The following is a 14991-nucleotide window of genomic DNA, read 5'->3' on the forward strand; positions in this document are numbered from 1 at the left end:
CGGATACGGCCAGAACCATCGATAAAGGGATTACGGCTCGATGTGGCGACGGTTGACCTTGGCCATCGGCAAGGGAATCAGCTTGCCCATCGGCTCGCGTCGCGCCTGACGCACCGGGCGCAGCCCGACCGCGATCTTGCGCGCCACCAATAAATAGAAGCCGCCACCGGACAATTGCCAGTCACCCGCCTTGCGCTCCCAGCCAGCCAATCGGGCCTGCCACTTGGGCGACGCAAGCGGCGGACGATAGCACCCGAAGCGGCGTTTCTCCAGCGCGAAACCCAGCAGGTTGAGCCAGTCGCCGACCCGCGAGGCCGAAATGCAACGGGCCTGGCGCAGCGCATCGCTGGCAAATACATGGCGCAATCCCCAACTGCTCCAGGGGTTGATGCCGATGATCAACAGATGCCCACCGGGCCGCACGCTGCTGGCGGCTTCGCGCAACAGCCCATGGGGCGACAGGCAGAAATCCAGGCCGTGCTGCATCACCACCACATCGGCGGCATGCTCGCTCAAGGGCCAGGCCTGCTCCTCGCAAACGATCTCGACGCCCGGCAACGGCGCCCCCAAGCGCACGTTGCGCTGGACCTGAGGCGCCGACGGTGGCGTTTGCGCCGAAGGACCGTAATGCACCAGATAGCCGCCAAAGAACCGGCCCAACTCGTCTTCGAGCATGCGCCGTTCTTCTTCCAGCAGAAATTGCCCGACAGGGCCGGACAGCCACTCACGGGCAGAGCTGATCAATGCCAGCCAGTCAGGATCGGCCTGAGCGAACGCTTCATCGGTCATTGCATTCTCCAACGCGTCAGGAAGTTCTAAGATGCGCCTTTGTTTTGAGCTTGGCGAATTCGACGATGATACAGATCACTGCCCTGCCCGCGTTTAACGATAACTACATTTGGTTGTTACAAGACCACTCGACGCAGACTTGCGCCGTGGTCGATCCAGGCGACGCCGCGCCAGTGCAGGGGTGGCTTGAGGCTCATCCCGACTGGGTCTTGAGCGACATCCTGGTCACCCACCATCACCACGATCATGTCGGCGGTGTCGCCGCGCTGAAAAGCGCGACCGGCGCCACCGTCTACGGCCCGGCCAGCGAAAACATCCCGGCGCGAGACATCGCCCTTAACGACCACGCGAAAGTCAATGTGCTGGGCCTGGACTTCGATGTTTATGCGGTTCCCGGGCACACATTGGGGCATATCGCCTACTACCACCGTGGCCTGCTGTTCTGTGGCGACACGCTGTTCGCCGCCGGTTGCGGACGGCTTTTCGAGGGCACGCCCGAACAGATGCACCACTCCCTGGGCCGCCTCGCCGCGCTCCCTGAAGATACGCTTGTCTACTGCACCCATGAATACACCTTGAGCAATCTGAAATTCGCCGCCGCGGTCGAGCCGTCCAACCCAGACGTTGCCGCCCGCCTGGAGAAAGTCACCCAGCAGCGCAACCAGGGCATCATCACCCTGCCCTCGACCCTGGCTCTGGAAAAACTCACCAATCCGTTTTTGCGCACCGCTGAAACATCCGTTAAACAAAAAGCAGACGAACGGAACGGTCAACCCAACCAGACGGCGAGTGAGGTTTTTGCGGCCTTGAGGGCCTGGAAAGATAAGTTCTAAGGCAGCTACCGATTGATACAAAAATTCTGAATGGTTGACCTGCTGGGGTGCGCTTCCTAGAATCGGCCGACATTTTTGCCCGGAACTTACTTCCAGCCAATGTCGTCATCTATTCGCAGGTCCGTCCAGTCAGACACACTGACCCGCTTGGCCCAGGCCATCGCGGTGGCAGTGTCCGCCACGCTGGCGGGCTGTCAGAGCACCGGCCAGGTGCCACAGAGCGATGCTGCGCATAAGCCGAATGTCGCCGCGCGGGCCAAGCAAAAACCTGTGTGGCTCACGGAAAAGCCTACCCCCCAGGTGCCCCAGGATGTGTGGGAACGCATGCGCCAGGGCTTCCAGCTCCAGGAAACCGCCGGCGTCAACCCGCGCATCGAGCAGCAGCGTTTGTGGTTCGCCAGCAACCCTTCATTCCTGGAAAATGCCGGCGAGCGCGGCAGCTTATATATCCACTACATCGTCGAGCGTCTTGAAGAACGCAACATGCCGCTGGAGCTGGCGCTGTTGCCGGTGATCGAAAGCGCTTACAACCCCATGGCCTATTCCCGGGCCAATGCAGTGGGACTGTGGCAATTCATCCCTTCCACCGGGCGTTATTTCAACCTGCGCCAGACCCGCTTCTACGACGGCCGTCGTGACATTACCGCGTCCACCACCGCCGCGATGGACTACCTGACGCGCCTGCACGACATGTTCAACGGTGACTGGTTGCTGGCACTGGCGGCCTATAACGCTGGTGAAGGCACGGTCAGCCGCGCCATCGAGCGCAACGAGAAGCTTGGCCTGCCCACCGACTACTGGAACCTGCCGCTGCCCAGCGAAACACAGGCCTACGTGCCCAAGCTGCTCGCGCTGTCCCAGGTCGTGTTGGCTCCGGACGCCTATGGCGTGAACCTCAACCCGATCGCCAACGAGCCGTACTTCCAGGTCGTCGAGATCAACCAGCGCATGGACCTGTCGAAGGTCGCGGCGGTGGCGAACATCGACGAGGACGAGCTGTTCCAGCTCAACCCGGCCTTCAAGCAGCGCACCACCATCGACGGCCCGCAGCACCTGCTGGTGCCGACCTCCAAGGCGCAACTGCTGACCGCCAGCCTGTCGACCATGCGCCCGGAAGAACTGATCAGCCCTCGCTCGCTCAAGCCAGTCTTCGAGACCGCCGATGACAGCGAAGTGGAAGGCGCAAGGCGCACCTACCGCGTCAAGCGCGGCGACAACCTGGCCCAGATCGCCAAGGCCAACAAGGTCCAGACCAAGGACTTGCAGCGCTGGAACAAGCTCAGCGGCAACAAGCTCAAGGTCGGTCAAACGTTGGTGATGCAGGACGTCAAGGCCACCAAGGCCCGCGGCAAGCGCATCAACACCGTCGTGGCCGCCAAGGGCAAGGAACAAAAGAAGCAGACCCAATACAAGGTCAAGCAGGGTGACTCGCTGTACGTCGTCGCCAAGCGCTTCAATGTCGAAATGCAGCACCTCAAGCGCTGGAACCCGCGCATGGGCAAGGCGCTCAAGCCTGGGCAGATGTTGACGGTCTATTCCCCGCACTAGGCTTATCGATGGCTGAAGGGCTGTGCCCGAGCAGCATTCGTGGCGAGGAAGCTTGCTCCCTCGCCACGAATGCATTCTCGCCCCGGCTTCGCCTAATCTGAGAGGCTTTGGCCCACCGCCTTTTTCCCGCCCATACAAGCTGTTACTGTACAGGCCATAAATGCCCAAGCCGCCTGGATCGGATCCCAGACTTGATACGCCCCCTCCTCCTGCTCCTGATCAGCCTGGCATCGAGCCCTGCCGCCGACGCTACCATCAGCGAAAGCCATGGCTATGCGCAGTTCGGCACGCTGAAATACCCGGCCCGGTTCACCCACTTCGACTGGGTCAACCCGCAAGCGCCCAAGGGCGGCACCTTGCGGATCATGGCGTTTGGCACCTTCGATACCCTCAATCCCTATACATTCAAGGGCAGCAGCCCGGTTTCCACGCCGAACTTCCTGCAATACGGCATCAATGAGCTGAACGAACCGCTCATGGTAGGCACTGGCCAATATGCGCCCTCAGGGGATGAGCCAACGTCGAGTTACGGCTTGATCGCCCAGTCGGTGGAGTACAGCGAGGACCGCAGCTGGGTGGTGTTCAACCTGCGGCCCGAAGCGCGCTTTCATGATGGTGTGCCGATCACTGCCTATGACGTAGCGTTTTCCTACCGAACGCTGCTCAAAGATGGCCATCCGCAATACCGGACCAATTTGCAGGAAGTGCTGCGGGTGGATGTCCTCAACCCGCTGAGAATCCGCTTCGTGTTCAAGCGCTCGGGCAATCCGCTGCTGATCCTGCGCCTGGGTGAGCTGCCGGTGTTGCCGCAGCATTATTGGAAAGACCGCGATTTCAAGGCGACCACCTTCGAGCCGCCGTTGGGCAGCGGGCCTTATCGCATCACCAAAGTGCAGCCAGGTCGCCAATTGGTGTTCGAGCGAGTCAAGGACTACTGGGGCAAGGATCTGCCGGTCAATCGTGGCAAGTACAACGTCGATCGAATGGAAGTGGATTTCTACCGAGACAGCGGCGTCGCCTTCGAAGCCTTCAAGGCCGGTGAGTTTGACATCTACATCGAGCACCAGGCCAAGAACTGGGCCAACGGGTACAACTTTCCGGCGGTGAACCGTGGCGATGTGATCAAGGCGCAGATTCCCCACCAGATTCCGACCCAGACCCAGGGCCTGTTCATGAACACCCGGCGCGCCACCTTCGGCGAGGTCAAGGTCCGAGAAGCCCTGGGGTTGATGTTCGATTTCGAATGGACCAACCGCACCCTGTTCAGCGGCGCGTACAAACGAACCCTCAGCTATTACCCCAACAGCGAATTCTCCGCCACTGGCCTGCCCGTCGGCCACGAGTGGCTGTTGCTCAAACCTTACCGTGAACAACTGCCCCCTCGATTACTGACCGAGCCCTTCAGCCTGCCCCAAACCGACGGGCGCGGCATTCCCCGGGAAACCCTGCGCAGGGCCCTTGGCCTGCTGAAGGAAGCCGGCTGGACCCTCAACGGCCAGCACCTGCTCAACGCCGCCGGCCAACCCCTGCGCTTCGAGATCCTGCTGGTCAACCCGAACCTGGAGCGCATCCTGCAGCCCTACGTCGAAAACCTGGCCAGCATTGGCATCCAGGCCCGAGTGCGCACAGTGGATCGTGCCCAGTACAAGCAGCGATTGGACCAGTTCGACTTCGACATGATTTTGCTGACCCTGGGCCAGACCCTCAGCCCGGGCCTTGAACAATGGCAGTATTTCCACTCCAGCCAGGTCGGGATCAAGGGCAGCAAGAACTACGCAGGGATCGCCAATCCGGTGGTTGACCATCTGCTGGAAAAACTGCTCTCCGCCCAGACCCGCGACGAACAAGTCGCCGCCGGCAAGGCCCTGGACCGGGTCCTGCTGTGGCAGCATTACTGCATTCCCAACTGGTATATCAATTACCATCGCCTGGCGTATCGCAACCGGTTCGCCTTTGTCACCACGCCGCCCTACACCCTGGGCCTGAGCGCGTGGTGGCTGAAATCTTCGGAGAAAGATCAATGAAGCCTCTACGCGCCCTGCTTCTGCAGGCCGGCAGTTTGTTATTCGCCGGGCTGGCCTGCGCCGCGCCGCAGCACGCCGTGACCTTGTACAACGAGCCACCAAAGTACCCGGCCAATTTCAAGCATTTCGACTACGTGAACCCCGATGCCCCCAAGGGCGGAATATTCCGTCAGGGTGGCTTTGGCAGCTTCGACAGCCTCAACCCATTCATCAGCAAAGGCGTACCTGCCGATGACATCGGCCTGATCTACGACACCTTGGCCAAGCAAGGCCTGGATGAGCCCTTCACCGAATACGGCCTGGTCGCGGAAAAAATCGAGAAAGCGCCGGACAACGGCTGGGTGCGCTTTTACCTGCGCCCCGAAGCGCGCTTCAACGACGGCCACCCCATGCGCGCCGAAGATGTCGTGTTCAGCTTCGAGACCCTGACCAAGGATGGCGCGCCGATGTTCCGCGGCTATTACAACGATGTGGCCGAGGTCATCGCCGAAGACCCACTCAAGGTTCTGTTCAAGTTCAAGCACACCCATAACCGTGAACTGCCGCTGATCCTCGGCCAACTGCCGGTATTGCCCAAGCATTGGTGGGCCAGCCGCGATTTCAGCAAGGGCAACCTGGAAATTCCCCTGGGCAGCGGGCCCTACAAGGTCACCGAAGTAAAGGCCGGACGTTCGATCCGCTATGAGCGGGTGAAGGATTATTGGGGCAAGGACCTGCCGGTGAACCGCGGTTTCTATAACTTCGACGTATTGACCACCGACTATTACCGCGACAACACCGTGGCGGTGGAAGCCCTCAAGGCCGGACAGTTCGATTACTGGCTGGAAATGACCGCGAAGAACTGGGCCAACGCCTACAACATCCCCGCCGTGACCGAAGGCCGCCTGATCAAGGAACAGATTCCCAACGGCAACCCTACGGGCATGCAAGGCTTCATCTTCAACCTGCGCCGCCCGGTGTTCCAGGATGTACGGGTGCGCCAGGCCCTGAGCCTGCTGTTGGACTTCGAATGGACCAACAAGCAGTTGTTCAACGGTGCCTACGCCCGCACCCGCAGCTATTTCGAGAATTCGGAAATGGCCGCCACCGGGTTGCCCGGCGAAGACGAGCTGAAGATTCTCGAACCCTTGCGCGGCAAGATTCCCGAGCAAGTCTTCACCGAAGCCTTCCAACCTTCGGTCTGCGACGGCAGCGGCATGATCCGCGACCAGCAACGCAAGGCCTATCAGCTGTTGCAGGAAGCCGGCTGGCGCATCGTCGATGACAAGATGGTCGATGCCCAAGGTAAGCCGGTGGTGCTGGAGTTCCTGCTGGCCCAGACCGAATTCGAACGGATCCTGCTGCCGTTCAAACGCAACCTGAGTGACCTGGGCATTGAACTTGTGATCCGCCGCGTCGACGTGTCGCAATACATCACCCGCGTGCGTTCGCGGGACTTCGATATGGTGGTGGGCAGCTTTCCGCAATCCAGCTCGCCAGGAAACGAGCAGCGCGAATTCTGGATGTCGGCCGCTGCGGACAAACCCGGCAGCCGCAACACCATGGGCCTCAAGGACCCTGCCGTGGACCAACTGGTGGAACAGTTGATCAACGCTGACTCGCGCAAGAGCCTGGTGGCCCATGCCCGGGCATTGGACCGGGTCCTGCAATGGGGCTATTACGTAATTCCCAACTGGCACATCAAGACCTGGCGCGTGGCCTACTGGAACCACATCGGCCACCCGAAAGTCACGCCGACCTATGACATCGGCACCACTACATGGTGGGTCAAGCCGGAGGTCAAGCCAGCCGATGAGGTAGAAAAGCAGGTCATCGAGCAGCAAATCGCCGCTCCCGAGAGTGTGGAGTAACCCGATGCTGGCTTATATTTTTCGGCGGCTGTTGCTCATCATCCCGACGCTGTTCGGCATCCTGCTGATCAACTTCGTCATCATCCAGGCCGCGCCCGGCGGCCCGGTGGAGCAAATGATCGCCAAGCTCGAAGGGTTCGAAGGCGCCACCAGCCGCATCGCTGGCGGCGGTGCCGAGGTATCGGTGGCAGGTTCCTCCTCTTACCGCGGCGCCCAGGGCCTGGACCCGGCGCTGGTCAAGGAAATCGAGCGCATGTACGGCTTCGACAAGTCCGCCCCGGAGCGCCTGTGGATCATGATCAAGAACTACGCCCGCCTGGACTTCGGTGACAGTTTCTTCCGCGACGCCAAGGTCATTGACCTGATCAAGGAAAAGATGCCCGTGTCCATCTCCCTCGGGCTATGGAGCACACTGATCATGTACCTGGTGTCCATCCCCCTGGGGATCGCCAAGGCGACGCGGCACGGCAGTCATTTCGATGTGTGGACCAGTTCGGCGATCATCGTCGGCTATGCGATCCCGTCGTTCCTGTTTGCCATCCTGTTGATCGTGGTGTTTGCCGGCGGCAGCTATTTCGACTGGTTCCCGCTGCGTGGGCTGACATCCAACAACTTTGATGAACTGACCCTGGGCGGCAAGATCCTCGACTATTTCTGGCACCTGGCCTTGCCAGTGACCGCGCTGGTGATCGGCAACTTCGCCACCATGACGCTGCTGACGAAGAACAGCTTCCTCGATGAAATCAACAAGCAGTATGTGGTCACCGCCAAGGCCAAGGGCCTGACCCGCAACCGCGTGCTGTATGGCCATGTGTTTCGCAACGCAATGTTGTTGGTGATCGCCGGCTTTCCTTCGGCCTTCATTGGCATTTTCTTCACCGGCTCGCTGCTGGTGGAAGTGATCTTCTCCCTCGACGGCCTGGGCCTGATGAGTTTCGAAGCCGCGATCAACCGCGACTACCCCGTGGTATTCGGCACACTGTTCATCTTCACCTTGCTGGGGCTGGTGGTGAAATTGATTGGCGACCTGACCTACACCTTCGTCGATCCGCGCATCGATTTCGAAAGCCGGGAGCATTGAGATGAACCTGTCCCCTCTCAATCGCCGCCGTTTCGAACTGTTCAAGGCCAACAAGCGCGGCTGGTGGTCGCTGTGGCTGTTCCTGGTGCTGTTCGTGCTGAGCCTGGGCGCCGAGCTGATCGCCAACGACAAACCGCTGGTGGTGCATTACGACGGCGGCTGGTATTTCCCGGCCCTAAAGCGCTACCCCGAGACCACCTTTGGCGGCGAATTCCCGCTGGAGGCCAACTACAAGAGCCCGTACATCCGTGAGCTGCTGGCCGCCAAGGACGCCTGGGTGGTGTGGGCACCGATTCCGTTCAGCTACCAGAGCATCAACTACGACCTGAAAGTCCCGGCACCGGCGCCGCCCTCCTCGGTGAACTGGCTCGGTACCGATGACCAGGGGCGCGATGTGCTGGCGCGGGTGATCTACGGTTTTCGTATCTCGGTGCTGTTTGCCCTGACGCTGACGGTGCTCAGCTCGATCATCGGGGTGATCGCCGGTGCCCTGCAGGGTTTCTACGGTGGCTGGGTGGACCTGGCCGGCCAGCGCTTCCTGGAGATCTGGTCCGGGTTGCCGGTGCTGTACCTGCTGATCATCCTCGCCAGTTTCGTCCAGCCCAACTTCTGGTGGCTACTGGGCATCATGCTGCTGTTTTCCTGGATGAGCCTGGTGGACGTCGTGCGCGCCGAGTTCCTGCGCGGCCGCAATCTGGAATACGTGCGCGCCGCTCGCGCATTGGGCATGCAGAACGGCGCGATCATGTTCCGCCACATCCTGCCCAACGCCATGGTCTCGACCATGACGTTCATGCCGTTCATCCTCACCGGCGCCATCGGCACCCTCACCGCCCTGGATTTCCTCGGCTTCGGCCTGCCGGCGGGCGCGCCTTCCCTGGGCGAGCTGGTAGCCCAGGGCAAGTCCAACCTCCAGGCGCCGTGGCTGGGCATCAGCGCGTTCGCCGTACTGGCGATCATGCTGAGCCTGCTGGTGTTCATCGGCGAGTCCGCTCGCGATGCCTTCGATCCGAGGAAGTGAAATGAACCAGGACAATCTGATCGAAATACGCGACCTGGCGGTGGAGTTCGTCGTCGGCGAACGCCGCCAGCGGGTGGTCGAAGGCGTCAGCTTCGACATCAAGCGAGGCGAAACCCTGGCCCTGGTGGGCGAAAGCGGTTCGGGCAAGTCCGTGACGGCCCACTCCATCCTGCGCTTGCTGCCCTATCCGCTGGCCCATCATCCCACCGGAACCATCCAGTACGCGGGCCAGGACCTGCTGGGCCTGAAGGAAAAAACCATCCGCCATATTCGCGGCAACCGGATCGCGATGATTTTCCAAGAGCCGATGACGTCGCTGAATCCCTTGCACTGCATCGAAAAACAGCTCAACGAAGTGCTCGGCATCCACAAGGGCCTGACTGGCAAGGTCGCTACCCGCCGCTCCCTTGAACTGTTGGAGCTGGTCGGCATTCCTGATCCGCACAAGCGCCTCAAGGCCCTGCCCCATGAACTGTCCGGTGGCCAGCGGCAACGGGTGATGATCGCCATGGCCTTGGCCAATGAGCCGGAACTGCTGATCGCCGACGAACCGACCACCGCACTGGACGTCACCGTGCAGCTGAAAATCCTCGAACTGCTCAAGGATTTGCAGGCACGCCTGGGCATGTCGCTGCTGCTTATCAGCCACGATTTGAACCTGGTGCGAAGAATTGCGCACCGCGTATGTGTCATGCAGCGCGGTTGCATCGTCGAACAGGCATCGTGCGCAGAGTTGTTCCGCGCGCCGCAACATCCGTACACTCGGGAATTACTGGCCGCCGAGCCCAGCGGCAACCCGGCAAACAACGTCGTCGGCCCGCCGCTGTTGCAGGTCGAGGACCTGAAAGTCTGGTTCCCGATCAAGAAAGGCGTGTTCAAGCGTACGGTGGATTACATCAAGGCGGTGGACGGAATCCGCTTCAGCCTGCCCCAGGGCCAGACCTTGGGCATCGTCGGCGAAAGTGGTTCCGGAAAGTCGACCCTGGGGCTGGCGATCTTGCGGTTGATCGGCAGCCAGGGCGCGATCCGCTTCGAGGGCCAGCAGCTCGACTGCCTGTCACAGCAGCAGGTCCGGCCGCTGCGCCGGGAGATGCAAGTGGTGTTTCAGGACCCGTTCGGCAGCCTGAGCCCACGGATGTGTGTGAGCCAGATCGTCGGCGAAGGGTTGCGGATCCACAAGATCGGCACCCCGGCAGAACAGGAACAAGCGATAATCGCGGCATTGAAGGAGGTAGGCCTGGACCCGGAAACCCGGAACCGCTACCCCCATGAATTTTCCGGAGGGCAACGGCAGCGCATCGCCATTGCCCGGGCCCTGGTGCTCAAGCCGGCGTTGATTCTGCTGGATGAGCCGACGTCGGCCCTGGACCGTACCGTGCAACGCCAGGTGGTGGAGCTGTTGCGGTCGCTGCAAACCAAGTACAACCTGACGTACCTGTTTATCAGCCATGACCTGGCTGTCGTCAAAGCGCTGAGCCACCAGCTGATGGTGGTCAAGCATGGCCAAGTGGTCGAACAAGGTGATGCCCGCAGCATATTCGCCGCGCCGCAACACCCCTATACACAGCAGTTGCTGGAGGCCGCCTTCCTGGCCCCAACAACTGCCGAATAACCTGAAAGAGGAGCAACACATGGGTTTTCTCGCCGGTAAGCGCGTACTGATCGTCGGTGTCGCCAGCAAGCTGTCCATCGCATCCGGCATCGCTGCCGCCATGCATCGCGAGGGCGCTGAGCTTGCCTTCACTTATCAGAACGACAAACTCAAGGGTCGTGTCGAAGAGTTCGCGCAAGGCTGGGGTTCGAGCCCGGAGCTGTGCTTCCCATGCGACGTGGCCAGCGATGAAGAAATCGCCAAGGTCTTCGAAGAACTAAGCAAGAAGTGGGATGGCCTGGACTGCATCGTGCACTCCGTGGGCTTCGCCCCGGGCGACCAGTTGGACGGCGACTTCACCGAAGCCACCACCCGCGAAGGCTTCCGCATCGCCCACGACATCAGCGCCTACAGCTTCGTGGCCCTGGCCAAAGCCGGCCGTGAAATGATGAAAGGCCGCAACGGCAGCCTGCTGACCCTGTCGTACCTGGGCGCCGAGCGCACCATGCCGAACTACAACGTCATGGGGATGGCCAAGGCCTCCCTGGAAGCGGGCGTTCGCTACCTGGCCGGCTCCCTGGGCCCGGACGGCACCCGCGTGAACTGCGTATCGGCCGGCCCGATCCGCACCCTCGCCGCTTCCGGCATCAAGAATTTCCGCAAGATGCTGGCCGCCAACGAAGCGCAAACCCCGCTGCGTCGCAACGTCACCATCGAAGAAGTCGGCAACGCCGGCGCCTTCCTGTGCTCTGACCTGGCGTCGGGCATCAGCGGTGAAATCATGTACGTGGACGGCGGCTTCAACACCACCGCCATGGGCAACATCGAAGAATAATCTTCGCGTTGCAACAAAAACGCCGCTTGACCTGGAAAGGTCAAGCGGCGTTTTCAATTCAATCTTCGTGGACTGGCCAGCAGCAGCAAGGCGAAGGAAAGCAGAAACAACAATGCCGCCAACACCCCGGATACCGCGTCATACAAGTAGGCCAAGGAGACCAACGCCCCCAAGAGTGACGTTACAAAAAGGGGAGCATTGGCAAACGCATACACCCCAATACGCAGCGTGAAAGACCGTCGCGTTAAAAACTGTTGGGCAAAACTGCCTAGCCCCGTCAGGGCGGCAGACGTCGCGGTCAGCACGATCAACACAACCAGGTACATCGCAACTGCCGGAACACCTAGGGTATCGTTGGGATTCCCAGGGTTCTCCATCACAGTGTCCGCCGGGAATAAAAACAGCGCCGCACACGCTGCCACCATGCAAAAGATAGCTCCCGCCAGTCTCTTCTCTTCGCGCATCATCGAGGATTACCTTGAGAAATCAATGGGAAGCTCGCCAGTCATTCGTATTTCATAATCCTGCGCTCGGGCAACTCGCCCCACTGGCGCAGCGCAGTCGTCGCTTTTTCATCAAATACCCCACGATGATTGCTGGCGTTCGCGTCGTAGCGATCCGAAAAAGCCTTGGCAGTACCGGTGAATTTAAGGCTACCCGATGTGTTACGGATTACCTTACCGGTAATTTGAAGCGTGATGTTTCCGAGATAGATCCTCGCGATATTCGAGTCCTGAGCCGTGGAGTAAGGAACCCTTAGATTAACGGTGGTTACTCCAATTCCTGCCGTGTTGATAATCGCCATTAAATCAGGAATTTTTTTCGGCGCAGGGCTGATACCAGTTCTGTCGAGTCGAACGCTGACAGGTTTGCCTTTTCCGAGTAGCCAGTGGCTTATAGCTTTGAAAGGAGTGAAAACGCCTCCAGAAAACTCCTGTTCGGTCGCCAGCTGTTCCGTATTTTTGATTTTCGCCCCCTCCTTTATCCCGAGCTTCCAGGCGCTGGCGGTGTCGAGCTTGGGGTTTCTCAGCACCAATAAATCAGCGCCATGTGCGACCTTCAATTCACCAATGATTATCCCGTCCAGTCCATACCGGACAGGTGAATTATTACGCATCGCTACAAGATGGCGGCCCAGCATCTGAGGCCAATGACCCCGTTCGTACGCCACGTTGCGCTCTTGGATCATTTTCCCAATCATCGCCATTGGAGCAGGGGAAGGAAGGCCTCTCCCGCTTCCGCGTGACGTGCCGTATGTTTCGGGATAAACATATGTCAGGGGGAGTTCGTTGTTCATGGAGGCACCTAACCAAGTCAAATAGTTGTAATGCTGCGGTTTTGACTCAGCATTACGGAATGCAAAACCCATCTTGCGCATTCCAGGTGCCCCTCGTGCGGTACATATTTATAGCGTTGCGCCGACTGGCAACGTGGCGCTTTGTGCAAAACTCACCGTCCTACGTGGCCACCTCTAGAACGGGCCGCGACCTCCTTTGCAGATGCCTCTTGGATGAGCATCCATACGCCCTTCAGTTGCACAAAAACGCCGCTTGGCCTAGAAAGGTCAAGCGGCGTTTTTTTGCTCTGCACATTATCTGTGGAACGAACTTGCAACCCAGTCCAGACCCGCACCGATCTCGAACGGGCATTTTTGGGCGCAGGCGAATACACTCAGGCACAGCCAATAAAACAGGACATCAACCGATGAAGCCCGCCAACCATGACGCTGCCCCACGTTTCTGGCACGACGCGGCGCTGCCTTTCATCGAAGCCCGGGCCATCGCCGATGGGCGCAAGGTCTGTTATTCGCGTCACTCCCACGACCATTTCTCGATCGGTGCGATCACCGCCGGGCGCAGCACGTATCTGCATGAGCAGTCGAGCTTCCAGGTCGAGGGTGGCACGGTGGTGCTGATGAATCCTGGCGACGTCCACGCCTGCAATCCCATCGACAATCAACCCTGGTCCTACGTGATGCTGTATGTCGATACCCAATGGCTAAGGGACCTGCAACGGCGGATCGGCTTTGATCCGTCCATGGAGTTCCAGGCGTTCGACACCACCCACAGCCGCGATGCCGCGCTTTTCTCCGGCCTGTGTGCGCTCTACGAAATACTGGTGGATGAACAGGTCGATACCCGCGCCAAAAAAGATGCCGTCGAGGCGTTTTTCACCGACCTCCAGCATCGGCTCAATCCGGCCGGGCGCCCGGACCGGGGCAGTCACCCTGCTTTGATGCGGGCCGCGCAGTTCATCCATGACCATTGCACCGAAGCCCTCAAGCTCGAGGATATCTGCGCGTTTGCACAGCTCTCGCCGTCCTACTTGAGCCGGGCCTTCAAGCGTCACTACGGTATGACGCCCCACGCTTTCCTGATCAATCGCCGGATCCAATTCGCCCGTCGCCAATTGCGCGAGGGCAAGTTGATTGCCGATGTCGCGCTGCAAAGCGGTTTTGCCGACCAGGCGCATTTCCAACGGGCATTCAAGCAACACCTGGCCGCCACGCCCGGGCAATACCGAGGCTGACACTGCCCCGTCCCGTGGCGAGGGAGCTTGCTCCCGCTGGGCTACGGAGTAGCCCTCGATTCCAAGCGACCGCTGCGCAGTCGAGCGGGAGCGAGCTCCCTCGCCACGACAGCGTTCCAACCCCAAGGACGGGTTGCTCACGGCAACAACAGATACACCGCGCTCGCCACCAGCAACGCCGCCATCGCCCGATTGAACAGGCGCATGGTCACCGGATTCCCCAGCCAGGTACGCAGGAAGCTGCCGGCGTATGCCCAGCAGCCCACGGACAGGTAGCAGATCACCAAATAGATCGCCGCGAACTGCCACACCAGCGATGCCTCGCCATCGGCGACGAAAGCGCCCATCCCCGCCACGCAGGCCAGCCAGGCCTTGGGGTTGAGCCACTGCATCAGTGCGCCGTAGATCATCGACGGCGCGCGCCCTTCGTCCCGCTCACCCAGCTCGCCGTTGTCCATCGCCAGCTTCCAGGCCATGAACAACAGGAACGCCACCCCCGCCAGTTGCACCACGCGGGTGAGCCCCGGCCAGCGCTGCAAGACTTCGTGCAACCCCAACCCCATCAAGACCAGCAGCAGGACAAACCCCAGGGTGGCGCCGGCGACGTGGCGCAAGGTGGCGCGCAAACCGTACCGAGCGCCGGAACTGAGGGCCACGATATTGACCGGGCCCGGCGTAATGGACGCGACCAGCGCAAAGGTCGCCATGGATAATATCAAGCTCATCACATATCTTCTTCGTTTGAGGAAAGAGGTCCCAAGTTAAACGGGTTGCCCGCACGGGTATTGAAGAAAACTGCCTTCGTCATCAAGCACGCCCGCTTCTTTTTTTACGCAAACTTTACGCGCTGACCGACTCGCCAAATCGATACTGTGCAGCTTTTGAATCAG

13 protein-coding genes are annotated in these 14991 nt (G+C 60.2%); 9 read left to right on the forward strand and 4 right to left on the reverse strand.

The genetic code is table 11. The features are described 5' to 3' along the window. Positions 1–30: 30 nt before the first annotated feature. Positions 31–789, reverse strand: coding sequence for a class I SAM-dependent methyltransferase (locus J3Q04_RS14295; RefSeq protein ID WP_420766562.1), 759 nt, complete (start codon positions 787–789; stop codon positions 31–33). A 65-nt stretch (positions 790–854) separates the two neighbouring features. Between J3Q04_RS14295 and gloB the strand changes: the two genes are divergently transcribed. From gloB to fabI, 8 genes are all read left to right on the forward strand, one after another. Then, complete coding sequence (gene gloB / locus J3Q04_RS14300) at positions 855–1622, forward strand: hydroxyacylglutathione hydrolase (RefSeq protein WP_420766563.1); 768 nt, start codon at positions 855–857, stop codon at positions 1620–1622. A 99-nt stretch (positions 1623–1721) separates the two neighbouring features. Then, on the forward strand, positions 1722–3170 hold the full coding sequence (locus J3Q04_RS14305; RefSeq protein WP_420766564.1) for a transglycosylase SLT domain-containing protein: 1449 nt from the start codon (positions 1722–1724) through the stop codon (positions 3168–3170). A gap of 194 nt (positions 3171–3364) precedes the next feature. Beyond that, positions 3365–5194, forward strand: a complete 1830-nt coding sequence (locus J3Q04_RS14310; protein WP_434611562.1) for an extracellular solute-binding protein — start codon at positions 3365–3367, stop codon at positions 5192–5194. After that, on the forward strand, positions 5191–7044 hold the full coding sequence (locus J3Q04_RS14315) for an extracellular solute-binding protein (RefSeq protein ID WP_434611095.1): 1854 nt from the start codon (positions 5191–5193) through the stop codon (positions 7042–7044). Before J3Q04_RS14310 ends, J3Q04_RS14315 begins: the two co-directional genes overlap by 4 nt. Positions 7045–7048: 4 nt before the next feature. Continuing rightward, on the forward strand, positions 7049–8125 hold the full coding sequence (locus J3Q04_RS14320; RefSeq protein WP_420766566.1) for a microcin C ABC transporter permease YejB: 1077 nt from the start codon (positions 7049–7051) through the stop codon (positions 8123–8125). A gap of 1 nt (position 8126) precedes the next feature. Beyond that, a complete protein-coding gene (locus J3Q04_RS14325) occupies positions 8127–9146 on the forward strand; it encodes an ABC transporter permease (protein WP_434563729.1) in 1020 nt (339 codons plus the stop codon). Between the two features lies 1 nt (position 9147). After that, positions 9148–10758, forward strand: coding sequence for an ABC transporter ATP-binding protein (locus tag J3Q04_RS14330; protein ID WP_434611092.1), 1611 nt, complete (start codon positions 9148–9150; stop codon positions 10756–10758). A gap of 19 nt (positions 10759–10777) precedes the next feature. Continuing rightward, on the forward strand, positions 10778–11572 hold the full coding sequence (gene fabI, locus J3Q04_RS14335; protein WP_003202751.1) for an enoyl-ACP reductase FabI: 795 nt from the start codon (positions 10778–10780) through the stop codon (positions 11570–11572). Between the two features lie 53 nt (positions 11573–11625). On the opposite strand, the gene J3Q04_RS14340 is transcribed toward fabI, so the two are convergent. Further along, complete coding sequence (locus J3Q04_RS14340) at positions 11626–12039, reverse strand: hypothetical protein (protein WP_434611090.1); 414 nt, start codon at positions 12037–12039, stop codon at positions 11626–11628. A gap of 38 nt (positions 12040–12077) precedes the next feature. Continuing rightward, entirely contained in the window at positions 12078–12950 is an 873-nt protein-coding gene (locus tag J3Q04_RS14345) for a lipid II-degrading bacteriocin (protein ID WP_434611088.1), read from the reverse strand. Between the two features lie 326 nt (positions 12951–13276). Here J3Q04_RS14345 and J3Q04_RS14350 point away from each other — a divergent pair, with 326 nt between their 5' ends. After that, on the forward strand, positions 13277–14101 hold the full coding sequence (locus tag J3Q04_RS14350) for an AraC family transcriptional regulator (protein WP_434563727.1): 825 nt from the start codon (positions 13277–13279) through the stop codon (positions 14099–14101). Between the two features lie 137 nt (positions 14102–14238). Here the strand turns inward: J3Q04_RS14350 and J3Q04_RS14355 are convergent, their stop codons facing one another. Then, positions 14239–14826, reverse strand: coding sequence for a LysE family translocator (locus tag J3Q04_RS14355; protein ID WP_420766570.1), 588 nt, complete (start codon positions 14824–14826; stop codon positions 14239–14241). Positions 14827–14991 lie beyond the last annotated feature (165 nt).

The sequence above is a fragment of the Pseudomonas sp. D4-21 genome (genome assembly GCF_051132125.1).
Taxonomy (GTDB): Bacteria; Pseudomonadota; Gammaproteobacteria; order Pseudomonadales; family Pseudomonadaceae; genus Aquipseudomonas.

Bases quoted from the DNA above. Each gene is read 5' to 3' on its own strand.
- J3Q04_RS14305 (WP_420766564.1), top strand. From the start codon at position 1,722: ATGTCGTCATCTATTCGCAGGTCCGTCCAGTCAGACACACTGACCCGC.
- J3Q04_RS14355 (WP_420766570.1), bottom strand. From the start codon at position 14,826: ATGAGCTTGATATTATCCATGGCGACCTTTGCGCTGGTCGCGTCCATT.
- J3Q04_RS14345 (WP_434611088.1), bottom strand. From the start codon at position 12,950: ATGCGCAAGATGGGTTTTGCATTCCGTAATGCTGAGTCAAAACCGCAG.
- J3Q04_RS14340 (WP_434611090.1), bottom strand. From the start codon at position 12,039: ATGATGCGCGAAGAGAAGAGACTGGCGGGAGCTATCTTTTGCATGGTG.
- fabI (WP_003202751.1), top strand. From the start codon at position 10,778: ATGGGTTTTCTCGCCGGTAAGCGCGTACTGATCGTCGGTGTCGCCAGC.
- gloB (WP_420766563.1), top strand. From the start codon at position 855: ATGATACAGATCACTGCCCTGCCCGCGTTTAACGATAACTACATTTGG.
- J3Q04_RS14320 (WP_420766566.1), top strand. From the start codon at position 7,049: ATGCTGGCTTATATTTTTCGGCGGCTGTTGCTCATCATCCCGACGCTG.
- J3Q04_RS14315 (WP_434611095.1), top strand. From the start codon at position 5,191: ATGAAGCCTCTACGCGCCCTGCTTCTGCAGGCCGGCAGTTTGTTATTC.
- J3Q04_RS14350 (WP_434563727.1), top strand. From the start codon at position 13,277: ATGAAGCCCGCCAACCATGACGCTGCCCCACGTTTCTGGCACGACGCG.
- J3Q04_RS14325 (WP_434563729.1), top strand. From the start codon at position 8,127: ATGAACCTGTCCCCTCTCAATCGCCGCCGTTTCGAACTGTTCAAGGCC.
- J3Q04_RS14330 (WP_434611092.1), top strand. From the start codon at position 9,148: ATGAACCAGGACAATCTGATCGAAATACGCGACCTGGCGGTGGAGTTC.
- J3Q04_RS14295 (WP_420766562.1), bottom strand. From the start codon at position 789: ATGACCGATGAAGCGTTCGCTCAGGCCGATCCTGACTGGCTGGCATTG.